The sequence below is a fragment of the Phenylobacterium sp. genome, assembly GCF_046291545.1.
GTDB lineage: Bacteria > Pseudomonadota > Alphaproteobacteria > Caulobacterales > Caulobacteraceae > Phenylobacterium.
The window spans coordinates 366,128-385,244 of record NZ_JBKBSM010000001.1; the positions used below are offsets into that span (position 1 = coordinate 366,128).

The 19,117-nt window shown below is 70.3% G+C and carries 19 protein-coding genes; 10 read left to right on the forward strand and 9 right to left on the reverse strand.

Annotated features, from left to right (window positions below; all coding sequences use genetic code 11):
• Positions 1-25: 25 nt before the first annotated feature.
• Both ACK4YQ_RS01775 and ACK4YQ_RS01780 read right to left on the reverse strand, forming a co-directional pair.
• The gene (locus ACK4YQ_RS01775; RefSeq protein ID WP_409607666.1) at positions 26-2,317 is read right to left on the reverse strand and encodes a TonB-dependent receptor; all 2,292 of its coding nucleotides are present in this window, start codon (positions 2,315-2,317) and stop codon (positions 26-28) included.
• A gap of 93 nt (positions 2,318-2,410) precedes the next feature.
• Positions 2,411-3,577: a PepSY-associated TM helix domain-containing protein gene (locus tag ACK4YQ_RS01780; protein WP_409607668.1), complete on the reverse strand. Its 1,167-nt coding sequence runs from the start codon at positions 3,575-3,577 to the stop codon at positions 2,411-2,413.
• Between the two features lie 194 nt (positions 3,578-3,771).
• Here ACK4YQ_RS01780 and ACK4YQ_RS01785 point away from each other — a divergent pair, with 194 nt between their 5' ends.
• The gene (locus tag ACK4YQ_RS01785; RefSeq protein ID WP_409607670.1) at positions 3,772-3,939 is read left to right on the forward strand and encodes a hypothetical protein; all 168 of its coding nucleotides are present in this window, start codon (positions 3,772-3,774) and stop codon (positions 3,937-3,939) included.
• 7 nt (positions 3,940-3,946) lie between these two features.
• On the opposite strand, the gene cysQ is transcribed toward ACK4YQ_RS01785, so the two are convergent.
• Together cysQ and ACK4YQ_RS01795 are read right to left on the reverse strand one after the other, a co-directional pair.
• Positions 3,947-4,705, reverse strand: a complete 759-nt coding sequence (gene cysQ, locus ACK4YQ_RS01790; protein WP_409607672.1) for a 3'(2'),5'-bisphosphate nucleotidase CysQ — start codon at positions 4,703-4,705, stop codon at positions 3,947-3,949.
• The gene (locus ACK4YQ_RS01795) at positions 4,702-4,890 is read right to left on the reverse strand and encodes a DUF3553 domain-containing protein (protein ID WP_409607674.1); all 189 of its coding nucleotides are present in this window, start codon (positions 4,888-4,890) and stop codon (positions 4,702-4,704) included. The genes cysQ and ACK4YQ_RS01795 overlap by 4 nt, the downstream gene beginning before the upstream one ends.
• Before the next feature lie 65 nt (positions 4,891-4,955).
• Here ACK4YQ_RS01795 and chpT point away from each other — a divergent pair, with 65 nt between their 5' ends.
• From chpT to ACK4YQ_RS01810, 3 genes are all read left to right on the forward strand, one after another.
• Entirely contained in the window at positions 4,956-5,612 is a 657-nt protein-coding gene (gene chpT, locus ACK4YQ_RS01800) for a histidine phosphotransferase ChpT (protein WP_409607676.1), read from the forward strand.
• Positions 5,613-5,701: 89 nt separating this feature from the next.
• A complete protein-coding gene (locus ACK4YQ_RS01805) occupies positions 5,702-6,067 on the forward strand; it encodes a response regulator (protein WP_409607678.1) in 366 nt (121 codons plus the stop codon).
• A complete protein-coding gene (locus ACK4YQ_RS01810; protein WP_409607680.1) occupies positions 6,064-6,891 on the forward strand; it encodes a CheR family methyltransferase in 828 nt (275 codons plus the stop codon). The genes ACK4YQ_RS01805 and ACK4YQ_RS01810 overlap by 4 nt, the downstream gene beginning before the upstream one ends.
• A gap of 3 nt (positions 6,892-6,894) precedes the next feature.
• Here ACK4YQ_RS01810 and ACK4YQ_RS01815 read toward each other — a convergent pair whose 3' ends face one another.
• Positions 6,895-7,761: a helix-turn-helix domain-containing protein gene (locus ACK4YQ_RS01815; RefSeq protein ID WP_409607682.1), complete on the reverse strand. Its 867-nt coding sequence runs from the start codon at positions 7,759-7,761 to the stop codon at positions 6,895-6,897.
• Between the two features lie 172 nt (positions 7,762-7,933).
• Here ACK4YQ_RS01815 and ACK4YQ_RS01820 point away from each other — a divergent pair, with 172 nt between their 5' ends.
• Positions 7,934-8,521 carry an outer membrane protein gene (locus tag ACK4YQ_RS01820; protein ID WP_409607683.1) on the forward strand — a complete coding sequence of 196 codons (588 nt, stop codon included), beginning with the start codon at positions 7,934-7,936 and terminating at the stop codon, positions 8,519-8,521.
• Between the two features lie 115 nt (positions 8,522-8,636).
• Here ACK4YQ_RS01820 and ACK4YQ_RS01825 read toward each other — a convergent pair whose 3' ends face one another.
• From ACK4YQ_RS01825 to ACK4YQ_RS01840, 4 genes are read right to left on the reverse strand one after another with little or no spacing between them, the layout of a single operon-like run.
• On the reverse strand, positions 8,637-8,771 hold the full coding sequence (locus ACK4YQ_RS01825) for an entericidin A/B family lipoprotein (protein ID WP_409607685.1): 135 nt from the start codon (positions 8,769-8,771) through the stop codon (positions 8,637-8,639).
• Positions 8,772-8,813: 42 nt separating this feature from the next.
• Entirely contained in the window at positions 8,814-10,532 is a 1,719-nt protein-coding gene (locus ACK4YQ_RS01830; protein ID WP_409607686.1) for a sensor histidine kinase, read from the reverse strand.
• A 6-nt stretch (positions 10,533-10,538) separates the two neighbouring features.
• Complete coding sequence (locus ACK4YQ_RS01835) at positions 10,539-11,144, reverse strand: sigma-70 family RNA polymerase sigma factor (protein WP_409607687.1); 606 nt, start codon at positions 11,142-11,144, stop codon at positions 10,539-10,541.
• A complete protein-coding gene (locus ACK4YQ_RS01840) occupies positions 11,144-11,332 on the reverse strand; it encodes a NepR family anti-sigma factor (RefSeq protein ID WP_409607688.1) in 189 nt (62 codons plus the stop codon). Before ACK4YQ_RS01840 ends, ACK4YQ_RS01835 begins: the two co-directional genes overlap by 1 nt.
• 241 nt (positions 11,333-11,573) lie before the next feature.
• Between ACK4YQ_RS01840 and ACK4YQ_RS01845 the strand changes: the two genes are divergently transcribed.
• The 5 genes from ACK4YQ_RS01845 to ACK4YQ_RS01865 all read left to right on the forward strand — a co-directional run.
• The gene (locus ACK4YQ_RS01845; protein ID WP_409607689.1) at positions 11,574-12,374 is read left to right on the forward strand and encodes a response regulator; all 801 of its coding nucleotides are present in this window, start codon (positions 11,574-11,576) and stop codon (positions 12,372-12,374) included.
• A 91-nt stretch (positions 12,375-12,465) separates the two neighbouring features.
• Positions 12,466-13,656, forward strand: coding sequence for an acyl-CoA dehydrogenase (locus ACK4YQ_RS01850; protein WP_409607691.1), 1,191 nt, complete (start codon positions 12,466-12,468; stop codon positions 13,654-13,656).
• Positions 13,657-13,749: 93 nt separating this feature from the next.
• On the forward strand, positions 13,750-16,443 hold the full coding sequence (locus ACK4YQ_RS01855; RefSeq protein WP_409607693.1) for a PAS domain S-box protein: 2,694 nt from the start codon (positions 13,750-13,752) through the stop codon (positions 16,441-16,443).
• A gap of 68 nt (positions 16,444-16,511) precedes the next feature.
• Positions 16,512-18,185: an MFS transporter gene (locus ACK4YQ_RS01860; protein WP_409607695.1), complete on the forward strand. Its 1,674-nt coding sequence runs from the start codon at positions 16,512-16,514 to the stop codon at positions 18,183-18,185.
• A 140-nt stretch (positions 18,186-18,325) separates the two neighbouring features.
• The coding region (locus ACK4YQ_RS01865) for an SDR family NAD(P)-dependent oxidoreductase (protein ID WP_409607697.1) at positions 18,326-19,117 on the forward strand (792 nt) is incomplete at its 3' end.

Below are 19,117 nucleotides of genomic sequence, written 5' to 3' on the forward strand. Positions count from 1 at the left end.
GTTCGCTCGCCTCCGCAGGCGTCCCCTAGAAGCGCACGTTCAGCGTCAGGATGGCCTGGCGCCCCGCGCCATAGTCGGCGTGGTGCACGCCGTTGGTCCGCAGGATGTACTCCTCGTCCGCAACGTTCTGCACGTTCAGCTGCAGGTCCACGTCCTCGTTGATCTGGTAGGAAGCAAAAAGGTCGAAGCGCCAGTAGGCCGGGGCGAACACCGCATTGTTGCCGCCGCCGGCGCCGCCCTGGTTCCCGCCGAAGCTGTCGGAGACGTAGTAGGCGCCGCCGCCCAGGCTGAGCGCCTGGGTGACGTCATAGGTGGTGAACAGGCTGAAGGTGTGCTCGGGCGTGTTGGCCAGGGGATCGCCGACGCGCACGTTGTTGTAGGCGCCGCGGACCAGCTCGCTGTCCATGTAGGTGTAGCCGCCGAACACCTGCCAGGCGGGAGTGACGGCGCCGGACAGGCCCAGTTCCAGGCCCTGCACCCGAGCTTCGCCGGCCTGGGCGTAGACGCCGGACTCGATCTGGATCTGGGCGTTCTTCCGCTCGGTGCGGAACACGGCCGCGGAGGCGGACAGCCGCTCGTTCAGCAGCAGCCACTTCACGCCCGCTTCCAGGCTGGTGGTCTCCTCCGGATCGAGAAGGGTGTTGGCGAGGTTGCCCGACCCGGTGCTCGAGCCGGTGTTCTGGTCGCCGCCGGCGATGGTCGGCGGCGTCGAGGCCGTGCCGTAGGAGATGTAGACGCTGCTGTTGACGGTCGGCTTGTAGACCAGGCCCACCTGGTAGTTGACGAAATCCCAGTCGCCCGAGCGCGGCGTGATCGTGGAGCCGGTGACCACCCCCTGCGAACTGGTGTTGGAGACGTCGTACCCGTCGACCGAGAAGGTGTCGTAGCGCACGCCCAGGTTCAGCAGCCAGCGCTCGCCGAACTCGATGGAGTCGAAGGCGTAGAAGCCGACGGTCTTGCTCGTGTTCACGCTGGCCGGCGGCCGCGTGATCACGCCGCTCCAGGGATCGGCCGGGTTCGGCGCATAGACGAGGGTGCAGTCGCCCACGCCTGCGGAGGTGACGTTGTTGGTGAAGCCGGCGGGGCAGCTCGCCCCGGCGGTCGTGTAGACGATGTAGCTGGCGTTCTCGTTGCGCTCGCGGGCCAGCTCCAGGCCGACGTCGAAATTGTGCTTCAGGGAGCCGGTGGTGAACTCGCCGTAGACGTCGGTGACGTTGGCCACCGTGCGGGTGGGATTCCAGCGGGACTTGGTCCCGCGCTTCATCCACCACTGACCCGCGATGAGCTGCGCCGCGCCGCCGTCGCCGGGGTTCGTCAGCACGTAGTCGTTGAGCGTCTTCGAATAGCGGAAGACGTTGCGCACGGTGATCGCCTCGGTCACGTCGTGCTCGGCGATCAGGGTGGCGATGTCCGCACGGGTCGTCTGGTAGTCCCGGGCGGTCAGGCCGTAGAAGCTGGAGCGGTCCACGGCCAGCACGCCGCTCTCCGTCCGCGCCGCGCCTGGCGTCTTGGTGAACAGCGGCACGCCGTAGTCGGGCATGTTGTCCGCATCCAGGTGATAGTAGCTGAGGGTGACGCGCGTCTCGGTGCCGATGCCGGCGCCGACCGCCACCGCCGCGCCCCAGCGGTCGAAGTCGACCACCTCGCGGCCGGGCGTGTCGCCCTGCGTAGCCATCAGGTTCAGGCGCACGGCCGAGGTCGCGCCGAGCCGGTAGTTGGCGTCCACGGTCCCGCGGAGGTAGGAGTCGGTGCCGGCGCCCGCGGAAGCGTGGACGAAGCTGTCGAGCTGCGGGCGCTTGCTGGTCAGATTGATGCTGCCGCCGCCCGATCCGCGGCCGTTGTAGGCCGAATCCGGCCCCTTGATCACCTCGACCTGCTCGATGTTGAAGATCTCGCGGATCTGGCCGCCGGTGTCGCGCACGCCGTCGACGAACACGTTGTTGCCGCTGGCCTGGCCGCGGATGAACGGACGGTCCGCCAGCGGCTGGCCGCCCTCGCCGGCGCCGAGGGTGATCCCCGGCGAGTTGCGCAGGATGTCCTGCAGGGAGGTGGCGGCGGTCTGCTCGATCACCTGGCGGGGAATGATGGTGACCGACCGGGGCGTGTCGACCAGCGGCGCGGTGAACTTCGGCGAGTCGGGCTGCTTGGCGAGCTGGGCCTCGACGTCCACTCCGGAGACCTCGGTGGGGGCGTCAGCCGCGGCGTCGGCGGCCATCGCCGCCTGGGGGCTGAGGGCCAGACCGGCCAGGCCCGCCACCGCCGTGGGGGCCAGAGCACGGCGGGCGAACGCCCGCACACCCGAAGTTTTCCGATTCATGATGCGCGCCCCCAGGAACGTTACATTTCTAAGAATGAGACGCGCTATTAAAGCAGGTGCAAAGCATTTGCAATGCGAATGGATCGCAACTTATCAGGCTTCAGCCAGGCGCCTCGCCATCGCCTGTCGCTGGGCCCGTCGCTGCAGCCACATGATGAGCCCGGTGACCCCCAGAAGGGCCGGCGCGACTCCGCCGAGGAAGATGACGGTCTGCCAGATGAGGCCCATGTCGACCCCGTCGTGAATGCGCCGCATCCAGCGCGACAGGGGATCCGGACCGCCGCCCGCGCGCTCCGGCGACACCTTGGCCGCCCCCGTGGCGTCGGAGACTTCCACGGTCACCGGCCGCTCCTCGCCCGGTGCGGAAAGCTGGACGCGCCATGCCGGCTCGCGTCCGCGCGTGGGCAGGCTGATGGTTGAGATCTCTGCGCCGGGGGCCTTGGCCAATGCGGCCTGCGCGGCCTCGGCGAGGGTCAGTTCCGTGCGCTCCAGCGGCGGGGCGAAGCGCCCGCCCCCCGGACCGCCGGGACCCCGGGCGCCGGCCGGGCCGCCGGGCCGCGGCGCCTCGGCCACGCCGAACACGGCCCGGCTCGTCTGCGGGAACGAGATGTAGACGCCGGTCAGCGACAGCACCGCGAGCGGGATGCAGATCCAGAAGCCGACCATGTGGTGCAGGTTGAAGACCGTGGAGGGCCCGCGCCGCCAGCGTAGCGCCTTGATCACCGCGTTGTTGCGCGGCCACCAGAGCCAAAGGCCGGTCGCGCAGCTGACGAACATGGCCCAGCCCAGCCATCCGACGACCTTGCGCCCGATCTCGGGGATCAGCAGCGAGCCATGCATCCGGTGCATCAGCTGCACGAAGCTGCGGCTGGTGTCGGCCATCGCCAGCACCTTGCCGGTCGGCGGGTCGATCCAGACGTTGAGGTTGCGCGGCCGCCCCCCGGGACCGGAAACCCCCTTAAGCCGTCCCACGGCGACGACGGGATCGCCCGGTTCGGCGGGCATCCTCAGCTGGCTCAGCGTCGCGTTCTCGCCGAACGCCGTGCGCGCCGCCTCGGCGTAGGCGGCCGGCGTCAGCGCCGCGTCCGGTCCGCTCACCGCGTAGCGCTCGGCGTGCAGCGCACGATCCAGTCCGTCGTGCCACACGAGCACCGAACCGGTCAGGCCGAGCGGGATGAAGGCGACGAGCAGCCCCACGCCGATCCAGAGATGAACGTCCAGCCAAAGGCGGCGAAGACGGCCCGCGCGCGAAACGGTCATGAAGGTCCCCAAAGAAGCTCGACCCGGCAATGGTCTCGCCAGCTAGCGCGAACGATCGCCGTCCGCAAGGCAAGTGCGACGCACTCGCACCAATGTCGCACGAATGTTGCACCGGCGCTCATCCGGCGGCCGAACGGCGCCGATCCTGCAACCCAAGCCGAGGATCGCAGGTTTGACCTTCACAAGGAGGACCCATGACATCGCCTGACGTGCACGACCCCCTCCGTCAGCTGGTCTGGCTCGCCGTCCTCGCCTTCTGCCTGGGCTTCGCCGGCTTTCTGGCGCTCGGCGGCGGTCTCGGCGCCCCTTCGCAGGGATCGGTCGCGAGCTTCGCCGATTCTGGTCTGGCCGACGACGCCTGACACCGGCTCAGCGGCCCCGAGCGACGAACCAGCCGTTGCGAAACCCATCCTGGGCCTTGCCGTAGACGAACGGCCCGCCCTCCGGAGTGGTCAGCCGGCCGCCGGCCGCCAGCAGCACCGCGTGGCCCGCGGCGATGTCCCATTCCATCGTCGGTCCGTGGCGCGGATAGATGTCCGCCGCCCCTTCGGCGATGCGGCACAGCTTGATCGACGAGTCCATCGCCTGGGTCTGGTGAAAGCCGTAGCGGTCGAACAGCTCTCGCAGGTGATCTTCCTTCATGGTGTGGCTGATCAGGGCCAGGGCCTCGCCGTCCGGCCAGGACCGCGCCGCCACCACCGCGGCTTCCCCGCCGTCGACCCGCTTCAGCGCGCCGGCCTCGCCGGTGAACCAGGTCTCCCCCGTCGCCGGGGCGCACACCGCCCCCGCCACCGGGCGGCCGTCCTCCACCAGCCCGATGTTGACGGTGAAGTTCGGATCGCCGCGCACGAACGCCTTGGTGCCGTCCAGGGGATCGACCAGGAAGAACCGGGGCCCGATCCGTTCGGGCGCGCCGAACTCGCTGGCGTCCTCCTCCGAGACCACCGGCACGCCGGGGAAGGCCTGGGCCAGACGCTCCAGGATCAGCTTCTCGCCCTTCTGGTCGGCCTCGGTGACCGGACTTTCGTCGGCCTTCTTCGTGACCGCCAGACCGGAGCGCCACAGCGGCAGGATCAGCCGCGCCGCCTCTTCGCAGATGTCGGCCAGCCTGGCCCCCGCGCCGCTCAACGCACCGCCCTCGGGTCGTCAGAGACGAAGATCAGGCGCACGACCTCGCCGTCGATCACCTGCTTGCCCGCATGCTCGAAATTCACCGTCACCCGACGCCCCGCCACCGACTGCACCTGACCAAGGCCCCACTCCGGCTCGGTGGGATGGCGCACCAGCACGCCCGGCTCGAGGAAGGGATCCATGGGGGGCCTGTCTAGACGGGCGATCCCGTTTTCCCAAGGCGCAAATCAGGCCAAGGTCCGCGGCGATGACGGACGAAGCCACTCCCGCCGCCGCCCCGCGCACCGCCGAAGTCGCCGCCTTTCTGGCCGCCCGGATGTGCCACGACTTCATCAGCCCCGCGAGCGCGATCGTGTCCGGCCTCGACCTGCTGGAGGACCCGAGCGCCCAGGACATGCGCGAGGACGCCATGGGCCTGATCGCCTCCAGCGCGCGCAAGCTGGCCGATCTGCTGGCCTTCACCCGGGTGGCCTTCGGGGCCTCGGCGTCGGCCGAGACCTTCGACGCCCGCGACCTGGAGAAGCTCGCCCAGGGGGTCTTCGCCCACATGCGCGCCGAACTCGACTGGTCGCTCGGCGTCGAGGCCGTCCACAAGCCCGCCGCCCGCGCCCTGCTCAACCTGGCCCAGATGGCCGGCGCGGCCCTGCCGATGGGAGGCCTGGCCGAGGTTCGCGCGGTGCGACACGACGACGCCGTCCAGATCGCCGTCGAGGCCAAGGGCGCCCGCGCCCGAATCCGGCCGGAGGTGCTCTCCGGGCTCGCCGGCGGCCCGCAGGGCGAAGGCCTGCACGGCCATTGGGTGCAGGCCTACTACGTGCACCTGTTCGTCACCGACGCTGGCGGCCGCGTGGGCGCCGAGGTCGGCGATGAAAAGGTCGTCTTCGCCGCCTCGATTCCGGCCTGAAGCTGCGGGCGTCCACACAAATCGAGCCCGCTCAAACCGCTCCTTAACCAACCCGCGCGACAACGGAGCAGGTTGGGAGGGAGCGCCCGTTGAAGACCTGCCTTGTCGTCGACGACAGCCGCGTGATCCGCAAGGTCGCCCGCCGCATCCTTGAGGACATCGGTTTCGAGATCGCCGAGGCCTCCGACGGGATGGAGGCGCTGGCGTGGTGCCGCGCGGCCATGCCCGACGCCATCCTGCTCGACTGGAACATGCCGGTGATGAACGGCATCGAGTTCCTGCGCCACCTGCGCCAGGAGCCGGGCGGGGACAAGCCGACGGTCGTCTTCTGCACCGTCGAGGCCGACGTGGCTCACATCCACGAGGCGCTGGACGCGGGCGCCGACGAGTACATCATGAAGCCCTTCGACGGCGACATCATCGCCTCCAAGCTGGCCGAAGTGGGGCTGGCGTGAAGATCGAACACCGCATCCTGGTGGCCGACCTGTGCGCGGCCCGCGCGGGCCTGAAGGTGGACCCGGACAAGACCTACCTGCTGGAGAGCCGGCTTGCGCCCGTGGCGCGCCGGGAGGGTTTCGTCTCCATCGCCGACATGGTCGAGGGCCTCAACGTTCGGCGCGAGGAGCGGCTGGTGTGGGCCGTGGTGGAGGCCATGGCGGCGGGCGAGACCAGTTTCTTCCGCGACCGCAAGCCGTTCCGCCTGTTCCGCGACGAGGTGCTGCCCTCCCTCGCCCGGCGGCGCGAAGGCCGCCCGATCCGCGTGTGGAGCGCCGGCTGCGGCTCCGGCCAGGAGGTCTACTCCCTGGCCATGGCCGTGGAGGAGCAGCGCGCCGCCCTTGGCGGGGCCAAGGTCGAGCTCTTCGCCTCCGACATTTCCGAGCGGGCGCTGGAGAAGGCGCAGAGCGGGCTCTACACCCAGTTCGAGATCCAGCGCGGCCTGCCGATCCGCCAGCTCGTGCGGCACTTCGAGAAGGTCGACGAGATGTGGGCGATCGCGCCGCACATCCGCCAGATGGTCCGCTGGCGGCGGGTCAACCTGGCCGGCGAGTTCTCGGGCGGGGCGCAGTTCGACGTGATCTTCTGCCGCCACGTCCTTGGCATGCTGGTCGAGCCGATGCGGGCCAGGGTGCTGGAGAACCTCGCCAGGGCGCTGGCGCCCGACGGATTCCTGTTCCTGGGCGAGGGCGAGACCCCCGCCGGCCTGACCACCGCCCTCGAGCCGGTCGCCGGGCGCGACGGCCTGTTCATCCGCAACCCGGCCCACCGGGCGGCGGCCTGAGGCTCAGGCGGCCGTCACCGCGGCGCGGTAGGCGGTCGGCGACATCCCCATCTGCTTGCGGAAGGCGCTGGTCATGTGCGCATGGCTGGAGAAGCCCGCGCGGAAGGCCACGGTCGCCAGGTCCAGGTCGGTCTCGTGCAGGAACTCGCGGACCTTTTCGATCCGGCGCGACAGGATGTAGTGGTGCGGCGCCTCCCCGGTGGTCTGGCGAAAGGCCCGCGCGAAGTGTGACGGGCTGAGGTCGGCCACCTGCGCAAGGTCCTGGACCGACAGCCGCTCCGGCAGATTGGCGTCGATGTGCTCCAGCACCCGGCGCATCTTGAAGGGCGCAATCAGCCCCCGCCCGCGCTGAGGCGCGCTCCCGTCCGCCACCTGCACCGCCCGGGCGAGCATGGCGCGGCCCAGGGCCTCCAGATAGTCGCTGTCCGGCCGGGCTTCCTCCAGCAGCACCCGCCGCGCCTCGTGCGCGAGGTTGCGCATCCCGGCGTCTGCGAGTTCGCCCGCCGGCTCGCCGGGAGGGGCGACGCCCGCGGGGGCGTCGGGATCGTAGGCGACCGCCAGCACCTCCAGGGGCTCGGGATGGCTGAAGCTGGACCGCACGCCGGGCCGCAGGAGCGCGAAGGTGCCGGCTCTGGACGCCACCGGCCGCGCCCGTCCCCCTTCGATCACCGCCGTGCCCTGGACCGCGCCGAAGGCGTAGATCAGCAGGGGGCGGTCGCCCTCGTAGCGCAGCTCGAAAGCCGAGGGCGGCTGCAGCCGCATCAGCACCGAGTTCGCCTTGAGGGAGAGGACCTGACCTGGCTCGGACGCCGCGCCGGGTACGGCGGCGTCGATCGGCGCGAGCTCGGCCCGCGCAGTGGAACGCAACATCTACTCGAACTCCGCGGCTCCCCAGCCGGCCCCTGAGGTATGGCCCGCCCTGCGGATCACAACTGCGCAGTTTGATGAAAATCGGACCTGTTGCGTGAAAGCGACGCCGGAGCGGCGGGCGCATCTGCCTGCTGTTCAAGTCACCCGGGAAACGCCGGGCAGGAGAAAGACAATGAAGCGTACCACTCTCATGGCCGCAGTGGCGGCCGCCGCACTCGCCGCCGGCGCCGCCGGCTCCGCCGCCGCGCAGGACGCCGGCTGGTATGTCCGGGGCGATCTGGGCGGCGCCTTCCAGGGCGAGGTCGACGGAACCCCGGGCGCCGAGGCTGACGACGGCTTGGCGGTGGCCGGCGGCGCGGGCTACGCCCTGGGCAACGGCTTCCGCGCCGAGGGCGAGGTCGTCTACCTGGATTCCGATCTGGAAGGGGCCGGCGGCGGAGACCTCACCACGCTCGGCGCCTTCGCCAACGGCTACTATGACTTCAATCCGGCCGGGAAGGTGCAGCCCTTCGTCGGCGCCGGCCTGGGCTTCGCCAAGGTCGAGGTCGACAGTCCGCTGGTCGACGACGACGACACCGGCTTCGCCTATCAGCTCAAGGCGGGCGTCGGCTACAAGTTCAACGAACGCCTGACCGGCGAGGCCGCCTACCGCTACCTTGGGGTGACGGATGTCTCCCTCGGGTCCGGCCCGAACGCCCTCGACGGCGACTTCACCAGCCACGCGGTCACCGTGGGCGTCCGCTACAAGCTGGGGTCCTGATCCCCGCTGACCGGAGCGCCCCTCCAGCCCCCCCAGAGCGCTCACGGTCGGGCCCGGCGCCATCCCTCCATCGCTGGAGGGGGCCGCCGGGCCCTTTGCGTTCGAACTGCCTGGACTAGTGCTGAGCGTCCTTGGCGGTGTCGGTGACAGCCTCCCCGGCGGCCTGCACATCTTGGCCGGCGCCGGCGACAGTGTTGCACGCCGCAACCATCAGGCTGGCGACGACGGCGATGAGGATCGCCTTGGGCATGGCTTGGTTCTCCTTGCGGACTGTTGAGCGGGAGGCGAACGCCTAGGCCGCAGCCTGGTTCCCCAGCGAAACCGGCGTCGCCGCGGCGGACGCGGGATTGGGGAAGATCAGGCGCGCGGTCACCCCCCCGGCCGCATTGCGGGTCAGGTCCACCCGTCCCCGCAGCTGGCGGGCGAAGGCGGTCATCAGGGTGCGGCCCACCCCCGAGGCGGTGAACGCCGCGTCGCCCGCCGGGCCGTCGTCGCAGATCTCCAGCACCGCCTCGTCCCCGGAGACGTGGAAGTTCACGGTGAGCACCCCGCCGCGCTTGGCGAAGGCGTGCTTCTGGGCGTTGGTGATCGCCTCCACGGCGAACAGCGCCAGCGGCGCCAGGCGGTCCGGGTCGACCACCAGGGCTTCGACGTTGAGCACCGTGCGCACGGGCGGGCCCTGGGTCATCTCGCCGACGATCAGCTGGGCGGTCAGCTCCTCGAGGAACGGCCGCAGGTCGACCCTCTTCAGGTCCGGGCCCTGGTATAGCGCGCGATAGATGAGGGCCAGGGCGGTGATGCGCTGGCGGGTGTCGGACATGGCCGCCCGCGCCGCCGGATCGGCCAGGGCGCGCTGCTGCATGTTCAGAAGGCTGGAGATGACCTGCAGGTTGTTCTTCACCCGATGGTGGATCTCGCGCATCAGCGCGTCCTTCTGCGCCAGCGACTCGCGCAAGGAGGCGTCGCGGCCGACGATCGCATCGGCCATGTCCTCGAGGGTTTCGGCGAGCTCGCGGATCTCCGGCGGCATCTGCTCGGCCTGCAGCGGCCGGACGCTCAGGCGGCCCCGCGCGTAGAGGGCGGCGATCCTTTGCAGGTAGGCGATCCATCGCACCACCACCCGGTCGGCGACGACCCAGACGGCGGCGAAGGCGAGCGCGAAGGTGAGGAGCGGAAAGATCAAGCCGGTCAGCGGGTTCAGCCGCGCCCAGGAGAACAGGCCCGGCGACTGGGCCGACACGATCACGAACACGTCGTCGCCCAGCAGCGGGGCGCCGGAATAGATGCGCCGGTTCCCGGCCGGGTCGTCGGCGTACCAGACGCCCGAGCCCTTGGCGGCGATGTCCGCGCGCCAGTTGGCCGGCAACCGTGGAAAGGCGCCGGGGTCGGTGGCGCCCAGGAACGCGCCCTTCGCATCGACCAGGGCGAACTGCGCATCCGCGGGCAGCGAGGGATCGGCCGTGCGGGGCTTCAGGCTGGCCAGGGAGATCACCGCGGCGACCGCGCCGTCGAAGCGGCCCTCGGCGTCCTCGGTCCGGACCGCCGCCAGCAGCGCCGGTTCGGACGCATAGCGCGCCCCGGGGGCGCTGGTGAACACCCGCTCGTCGCCCGCCCGCAGCCGCTGGAACCAGGCCTGCTGGGCGCGCCGCGGGTCGGCCGGCACCGTGCTGGCCGCGCACGCCACCCTGCCGGCGCGATCGAAGCGGATCAGGTTGGAATACTCGGGAATCCGGTCGCTCGCCTGGGCCAGGCGCAGGGCGCAGGCCAGCCCTACCGAATCCGGCGCGAGGGTCTGCAGCAGGATGTCGGCGGCCTCCAGCCGCGCCCGGGCGCTGGCGGCGCTGCGGGCGGCCGCGAACTCCAGGTTCTGGCGCAAGGCCGCGCCTTCGCGGCTGAAGGCGATCGCCGCCTGGACCGCGCCCAGCAGCAGCACCGGCAGCAGCGCGAGCGCCAGCGCCGCCGAAAGGCGGACCCGGATCGTGCTCAGTGAAGTCCAGAACGGTGCGGTCATGGTCCTTTAGCGGACCGTGCCCAGGCGCTCCGCATCGGCGAGGATGGCTCCCATGGCGTCGCCGGCGGCGGCGCCGTCGCGATCATACGCGCCCTCGCTAAGGATGGAATGCAGGGCGCGACGGGCGCGGCTGACCCTGCTCTTCACCGTACCCACCGCGCACCCGCAGATTTCGGCGGCCTCCTCGTAGGCGAAGCCGCCGGCGCCGACCAGCACCAGGGCCTCGCGCTGTTCGGCCGGCAGCATCGCCAGCCCCAGGCGCAATTCGTCCAGGGCGACAGGCGCTTCGGGATTGTCCACGGCGACCAGGGTCCGCTCGGCCGCTTCCTGGTCCAGCTGGCTCTGGCGCCAGGACCGGCGCTTCTCTGAATAGAACTGGTTGCGCAGGATCATGAAGGTCCAGGCCTTCATGTTGGTGCCCATCTGGTAGGAGCTGCGGGCGTCCCAGGCCTTCATCATCGCGTCCTGCGCCAGATCGTCGGCGGTGGCCGCGTCCCCGCACAAGGTCCGCGCGAACGCCCGCAGGTGCGGGATGAGCTCTACGAGTTCGGCCTTGAACGCCTCTTCGTCCGCCGAATCCGCGGGAAGCGGCCTCGGACCATGCCGCGGCATCACTTGCTCCCTGAGGAGCGCTTGTCGGCGTCACGCAGGATGGCCAGAAATTCGTCGGGAACTGGCTCGTTCACCACTTCGTCGAACATCTGTCTCAAGCGCACGCCGATGGCCTGCTGCCGCAGGCGCGCTTCATCGAGCGCAGCCGAGGTCTTGCGCCGGTCGTCGGCGGATCTTTGTTCGATCATCTCATCGGCGCTCCGCCCTGGCGGCGGCCGTCCCCTCGAAATGTTGTCGTCGCCCGTCAACGCCCCGCCCCGTCTGAGGTTCCCGATGCGCCCGTCCCTAGGATGCAGAAAACGAGCCCCGCCGGGAACCGGTTCCCAAAATACTCGTTCTCGCACGTATGATAGAGAACTCGGGGGGCACACCCCCCGAAGTCGCTGCATGCGAGTTGCATGTTTGCATCAAGCGATCGGGAGAAGGTCTTTGAGTCTGCTAGCCCGCTTGGCCCCCCACCTGCCGTATGTTCGCCGCTACGCCCGGGCCCTCACCGGCGACCAGACCACCGGCGACCATTACGTCCGCGTCGCCCTTGAAGCGCTGGCGGCGGGGGAGCGCGTGCTCGAAGCCAATCTGACCCCGCGCGTGGCGCTCTATCATGTGTTCCACGCCATCTGGTGCAGCTCCGGCGCCCAGCTCGAGACCTACGAGCCGGACGAGGGCGGCGCCAACGACGCCGACGGCCGCCTGATGCGCATCGCCCCGCGCTCGCGCCAGGCCTTCCTGCTCACGGCCCTCGAGGGGTTCACGCCCAGCGAGGCCGCCCAGATCCTCGACACCGATTTTTCCACGATCGAGCAACTGATCGCCGAAGCCCAGGCCGAGATCGACGCCGAACTGGCGACCGACGTGCTCATCATCGAGGACGAGCCGGTGATCGCCGCCGACATCGAGGCCCTTGTCACCGAGCTGGGCCACAAGGTGGTCGACATCGCCGCCACCCGCTCCGAGGCGGTGGACGCCGTGGCCCGCAAGACGCCGGGCCTGGTCCTCGCCGACATCCAGCTCGCCGACGGCTCCTCGGGCATAGACGCGGTGAAGGACATCCTCGGCAAGTTCGAGGTTCCCGTGATCTTCATCACCGCCTTCCCCGAGCGCCTCCTGACCGGCGAGCGTCCCGAGCCGACCTTCCTGATCACCAAGCCGTTCCAGCCTGAGACCGTGAAGGCCGCCATCGGCCAGGCGCTGTTCTTCCATCCGGGCGGCGTCAAGCGCGAAGCCGCCTGACGCGCAAAAACGCGCGGGCGCATCTACACTTGGGCGGAGAAAGGGGCCATAAGCCCCGCCACATTCCGCTTGGGACGCAGGAGATCGCGCCATGGCCCTGGACACCGGCTCGCCCGCCAAGACCTTCGATTGGGAAGATCCGCTGGACCTGGCCTCGCGCCTGTCCGAGGACGAGCGCATGGTCTGGGAGAGCGCCCGCGCCTATGCGCGCGAGAAGCTGCTGCCCCGTGTCGTCTCCGCCTTCGCCGAGGAGCGCTTCGACCGCGAGATCATGAACGAGATGGGCGCGCTCGGCTTCCTGGGCCCGACGCTGCCCGAGGAATACGGCTGCGCCGGCGTCAACCACGTCGCCTACGGCCTGATCGCCCGCGAGATCGAGGCGATCGATTCCGGCTACCGCTCGGCGATGAGCGTGCAGTCCTCGCTGGTGATGTATCCCATCTACGCCTTCGGCTCCGAAGCTCAGAAGCGCCGCTACCTGCCGGGCATGGCGACCGGCGAGATCGTCGGCTGCTTCGGCCTCACCGAGGCCGACGGCGGCTCCGATCCGGCCTCGATGCGCACGGTGGCCAGGAAGGTCGACGGGGGCTTCGTGCTGAACGGCGCGAAGATGTGGATCACCAACGCGCCGATCGCCGACGTGGCGCTGGTTTGGGCCAAGCTCGACGGCGTGATCCGCGGCTTCCTGGTGGACCGCAGCTCCGAGGGGTTCTCCACCCCGAAGATCCAGAACAAGCTGTCCCTGCGCGCCTCGATCACCGGCGAGATCGCCCTGGCCGACGTCTTCGTTCCGGAAGACCAGATGCTGCCGGGCGTCAGCGGCCTGCGCGGGCCGTTCTCATGCCTGAACAAGGCGCGCTACGGGATCGCCTGGGGCGCGATGGGCGCCGCAGACTTCTGCCTCCATGCGAGCCGCGAGTACGTGGCCACCCGCAAGGTGTTCGGAAAGCCCCTCGCCGCGCGCCAGCTCGTCCAGAAGAAGCTGGCCGACATGCAGACCGAGATCGCCCTGGGCTTCGAAGGGGCGCTGGCGCTGGGCCGCCTGATCGACCAGGGCGCCTGGGTTCCCGAGGCGATCAGCCTGATGAAGCGCAACAACTGCGGCAAGGCCCTGGCCATTGCGCGCGAGGCCCGCGACATCCACGGCGGCAACGGCATCTCCGGCGAGTACCACGTGATGCGCCACGCCGCGAACCTGGAGACGGTCAACACCTACGAAGGCGCCCACGACGTCCACGCCCTGATCCTGGGCCGGGCGATCACCGGCGAGAACGCCTTCTAGGGTGGAGTCGCGGGGAAATTGCAACGCTCGGTGAACATCGAACCATAAGTTTACGCTTCTCGGCTAACTCAGCGCATTGAAGCGGGGGAGCCGATGGCGAAGAAGCGTGACGACACGCCGGCCGACAAGCGCACGATGATCGACCAGCTGTTCCAGCACAGCCGGGAGATGCTGTTCGTCGTCGGGCCGGACGGCCGTTTTGCCTGCGTCAATCCTGCCTGGCGCGACGTCACCGGCTGGGCCGAGGACGAGCTGGTCGGCGCCTATGTGAGCCAGCTCACCCATCCTGACGATCTCGCCGAACTCGGCGCGGCGGTTGAGCGTCTGGCGGCGCACGGGTCCAGCGAGAACGTGGCGCGCATGCGGATGAAGGACGGCGCCTGGCGCTGGTTCGAGGCCCGCGCCCAGGTCACCGAGGACGGGCTCATCGTCGGCTCCATGCGCGACGCCACGGCCGAGCGTGCGCGGGCCGAGGAGCTGGACGAAGCCCGGCGCACCCGCCTGCTCCTGTCCGAGGCGGCGGGCGTCGGAACCTGGACCTTCGACCCGCTGGCCGAGGTGGTGTCCTGGTCGCCGGAAATCCTGGCCCTGACGGGCTATGACGAGGCGCGGGTCAGTCGCGCGGAGTTCATCGGCCGCCTGCATCCCGACGAGCGGGACACGGTGCGAGCCGCGTTCGGCGAGTCGGTGACGACGGGCCGGCCCAATTCCCTGGAGCACCGGCTGCTGCGCAAGGACGGCCGGTGGATCACCCTGCGCTCCACCTTCCGCACGCGGCCGAGCCGGCGAGGGTTTCATACGCTCGAGGGCATTTCCCAGGACGTCACCGAGCTCGCCGCCGCCCGCGACGGGGCGCGCCAGGGCGAGCAGCAGATCCGCCAGCTGGTCGAAAGCGCCCCCTTCGCCGTGGCCATGATGGACCGACAGCTCCGCTGTCTGGTGGTCAGCCCCCGCTGGGCCGACACCTTCGGCGCCGCCGGCGGCGACCCCATCGGGCGCACGCTGTCCGACGCGTTCCCCAGCGTTCCGCCGACCCTGCGCCAGGCCTGCCGCGAGGCCGCCAACGGCGAGGTGAGCGCGCGCGCGGAGGACACCGTCGCCGGGGAGCACGGGGGCGAAGGCGAACGGATCGTGCGCTGGGAAACGCGTCCCTGGCGCGACGCGCGCGGGCGCATCGCCGGCGTCCTGGCCTATGTCGACGACGTCTCCGAAATCTCCCTGGCGCGCCTCGAAGCCCAGACCAACTCCCGCCGGCTGAAGATGGCCCTGGCTGCGGCCGACGCCGGTGTCTACGAGGTCGACCACGTCGAGGGCGCCTTCTGGGCCTCGCCCGAGCTGCAGCGGATGATCGGGGCCGCCGACGGCTACGAGGCGGTGCGCGCCCTCGCCTTCCCGCACTTTCATCCCGACGACGTCGAGCATGTGCGCGCCGCCTTCCTGGCGATCCATCGCGGCCTCAACGCCTCGGGCGAGGGCTTCGAGGCCCGGGTGATCGGGCCGGACGGCGCCGAGCGCTGGGTGCGGATCTACCATCACCTGACCAAGGACGCCTCGGGGCGCTGGCTGAAGGCGGTGGGCCTTGTGCAGGACGTCGACGCCGCCAAGCGCCAGGAGCTGGCGCTGATCGAGGCCGAGCGCGCCGCCCAGGCCGCGGCGGAGGCCAAGGCCGCCTTCCTGGCCAACATGAGCCATGAGATCCGTACGCCCATGAACGGCGTGCTGGGGGTGCTGCACCTGCTGAAGTCCGAAGCCCTCTCCGACGAGGGCCGCAAGCTTCTGGACGAGGCGCTCTCCTGCGGCCAGATGCTGGCCGAACTGCTCAACGACGTGATCGACTTCTCCAAGATCGAGGCCGGCCATCTGGAGCTGGCCTTCGAGGCGGGCGATCCCAAGGCCCTCGTCGACGGCGTGGTCAGCCTCCTGCGCCCCCAGGCGGCGGCCAAGGGGCTCGAGGTCCTGGTCGACATCGACGAGCAGGTGGGCTGGATCTGGTCGGACCCGGTGCGCCTGCGCCAGGCGCTCTTCAACCTGATCGGCAATGCGGTGAAGTTCACCCTGCAGGGCCACGTGCGGATCTCCTGCAGCGCGCGCCAGGGGCTGGAGGGGCCGCGCCTGCGCTTCGAGATCGCCGACACCGGCGTCGGCGTGCCTCAGGCCGCCCAGTCGCGGCTGTTCCAGCGCTTCGACCAGGGGGACGCCTCCACCACCCGCAAGTTCGGCGGCTCGGGCCTGGGCCTGGCCATCACCAAGCGCCTGGCCGAGATCATGGGCGGCGAGGTGGGCTTCACCTCCACCGAAGGCGTCGGCTCCACCTTCTGGATCGAAGTCGCCGCCGAGCCGGCGGAAGCCGTTGAAGCGAAGGTCGAGACGCCGGAGGCGGTGCTCGAGGGGCTGCACATCCTGGTGGTGGAGGACAATCCCACCAACCGCCTCATCGCCACCAAGCTCCTGGAGGGGCTGGGCGCCTCGGTCGAGACCGCCGAGGACGGGGCCAGCGGGGTCGAAGCCGCCGAGTGGGGGATGTTCGACCTGATCCTCATGGACGTGCAGATGCCCGGGATGGACGGCCTGGAAGCCACCCGGCGCATCCGCGCTCTGCCCGACAGCGCAGCCCGCACGCCGATCATCGCCCTGACCGCCAACGTCCTGGCGCACCAGCAGCGCGAGTACCGGGCCGCGGGCATGGACGGGGTGGTCGGCAAGCCGATCTCGCCGGAAGCCCTGCTGGCGGAGATCGCGCGTCTGAGCCGTGACGCCGAGCCGCTGGACGCCTCCAACGCCGCCTGAGCCTGTCCCTTTCAAGTTCTTGGGGGGCGGTGCTAGACCTGTCCGGTTGTTCCGGGGAGGCAGAACGCATGGCGGAGATCGCCGCAGACCAGACCGCTGCGCCGAAGAGCGCATCCTTGCGCACCGTAGTGGCGGCCTCGTCCGCCGGCACCGCCTTCGAGTGGTACGACTTCTTCGTCTTCGGCAGCCTGACGCAGGTCATCTCCCGCACCTTCTTCACCGGCCTCAGCGAGACCGCCGGCTATGTGGCGGCCCTGGCTCTGTTCGGCGCCGGCTTCGCCTTCCGGCCCCTCGGCGCCCTGGTCTTCGGCCGCATCGGCGACCGGGCGGGGCGCAAGGGCGCCTTTCTGATCACCGTGATCCTCATGGGCGGGGCGACCTTCGCCATCGGCCTTCTGCCCTCCTACGCCCAGGCCGGCCTGCTCGCGCCGGCGCTCCTGGTCCTCATGCGCATCGTCCAGGGCTTCGCCCTGGGCGGCGAGTACGGCGGGGCGGCGATCTACGTGGCCGAGCACGCGCCCGAGAACGCACGGGGCCGCTCGACCGGCTGGGTCCAGACCTCCGCCGCCTTCGGGCTGCTCGGGGCGCTCGGCGTGATCCTGGTGACGCGGGTGACGCTGAACGCCGCCTTCGGTCCCGAGGCGTTCGACGCCTGGGGCTGGCGCATTCCCTTCCTGTTCTCGGCGGGCCTGCTCGGCATCTCCATCTGGATGCGGCTCAAGCTTTCGGAGAGCCCCGCCTTCGCCAAGATGAAGGCCTCCGGCGAAAGCTCCAAGGCGCCCTTCGCGGAGGCCTTCGGCCAGTGGAAGAACCTGAAGGTGGTCCTGCTCGCCCTGGTCGCCGTCATGTTCGCCCAAGGGGCGGTCTGGTACACCGCCTTCTTCTACACGCAGACCTTCCTGGACAAGTTCCTCAAGGTGGCGCCGGAGACCATCAACCTGGTGATGATGGTCGCCACCCTGGTCAGCGCCGTCCTCTATGTGGTGTTCGGCTGGCTGTCCGACGTGATCGGCCGCAAGCCTGTCCTGCTGTTCGGCATGGCCCTGATGACCGCCGCCTATTTCCCCGGCTTCCATCTCCTGGCCAAGGCCGCCAACCCGGCCCTGGCCGAGGCCGAGGCGCGCATGCCGGTGACGGTGGTGGCGGACCCCGACGACTGCTCGCTGCAGTTCGATCCCGTCGGCAAGGCCTCCTTCGTGTCCTCCTGCGACATCGCCAAGACCGTGCTCGCCAACGCCGGCGTCTCCTACAGGAACTCGGCGGCCGCGCCGGGCGAGGCGGCGCAGGTGCGGATCGGCGACGTCATCGTCGCCTCGCAGAGCGCCGAGGGCCTGCCCAAGGCCGAGGCCCAGGCGGTGAAGGCCGAGGTGGAAGGCGCCATCAAGTCCGCCCTCCTGGCCGCCGGCTATCCGGAGAAGGCCGACCCGGCGCGGATGAACCTGGCCGGGGTGATCGGCGTGCTGCTGCTCTTCGTGGTCGCCGCCACCGCCCTCTACGGACCGATCGCGGCGACGCTGGTGGAACTGTTCCCCACCCGCATCCGGTATACGGCCATGTCGCTGCCCTACCACATCGGCACCGGCTGGGTCGGCGGCTTCGTGCCCTTCACCGCCTTCGCCATCGTCGCGGCGACCGGGGACATCTACTCGGGCCTGTGGTTCCCGCTCGCCTTCACCGCGATCAGCGTCGTCACCTGCCTGTTCCTCCTGCCGGAGACCCGCGGCCGGCCGCTGGACGCCTAGAGCGCGGCCGGCGCCGAAAGCAGCAGCAGGTCCGGGTGGATGATCGGACCTCCCCGCCGCCGCGACCCGGGCGCAGCGGGGGCTGGACGACCCTTGCGTCAGCTTCGGCAAACCTGCGCCACATCGAAGGAGATCGCCGAATGAAGTTGGGTCCCGACATTTCCGCCGTCATCACCGGCGGCGCTTCCGGCCTGGGCGCGGCCACCGCCCGGCGGCTGGCTTCGCACGGCGTGCGCGTGGCGCTGTTCGACCTGAACGAGGAGCTGGGCGAGGCGCTGGCCGCCGAGCTCGGCGGGGTCTTCTGCAAGGTCAACGTCACCTCGTCGGACGAGGTCGACGCCGCCTTCGCCAAGGCGCGGGCGGCCATCGGCCAGGAGCGGATCCTGGTGAACTGCGCCGGCGTCGGCGGCTCGGTGAAGACCGTCTCGCGCGACAAGCAGACCGGCGAGATCAAGGAGTATCCCCTCGAGAACTTCGAGCGGATCATCCAGGTCAACCTGATCGGCACGTTCCGCTGCATCACCAAGAGCGCCGCCGGCATGCTGACCCTGCCGGCGCTTGAGGACGGCGACCGCGGCGCCATCGTCAACACCGCCTCGGTCGCGGCCGAGGACGGCCAGATCGGCCAGGCCGCCTACACCGCTTCGAAGGCCGGCATCGTCGGCATGACGCTGACGGTGGCGCGCGACCTCTCCAGCGAGGCGATCCGCGTGAACACCATCCTGCCCGGCATCTTCGACACGCCGTTGCTGGGCCGCGCTCCGGAAGCGGTGAAGGCCGCCCTCGCCGCCCAGGTGCCCTTCCCCAAGCGGCTCGGCCGGCCCGAGGAGTACGCCGCGCTCGCCGAGACCCTGATCACCTGCGGCTACATGAACGGCGAGGACATCCGCCTGGACGGGGCCCGCCGGGTGGCGCCCCGCGCGGGCCGTGCG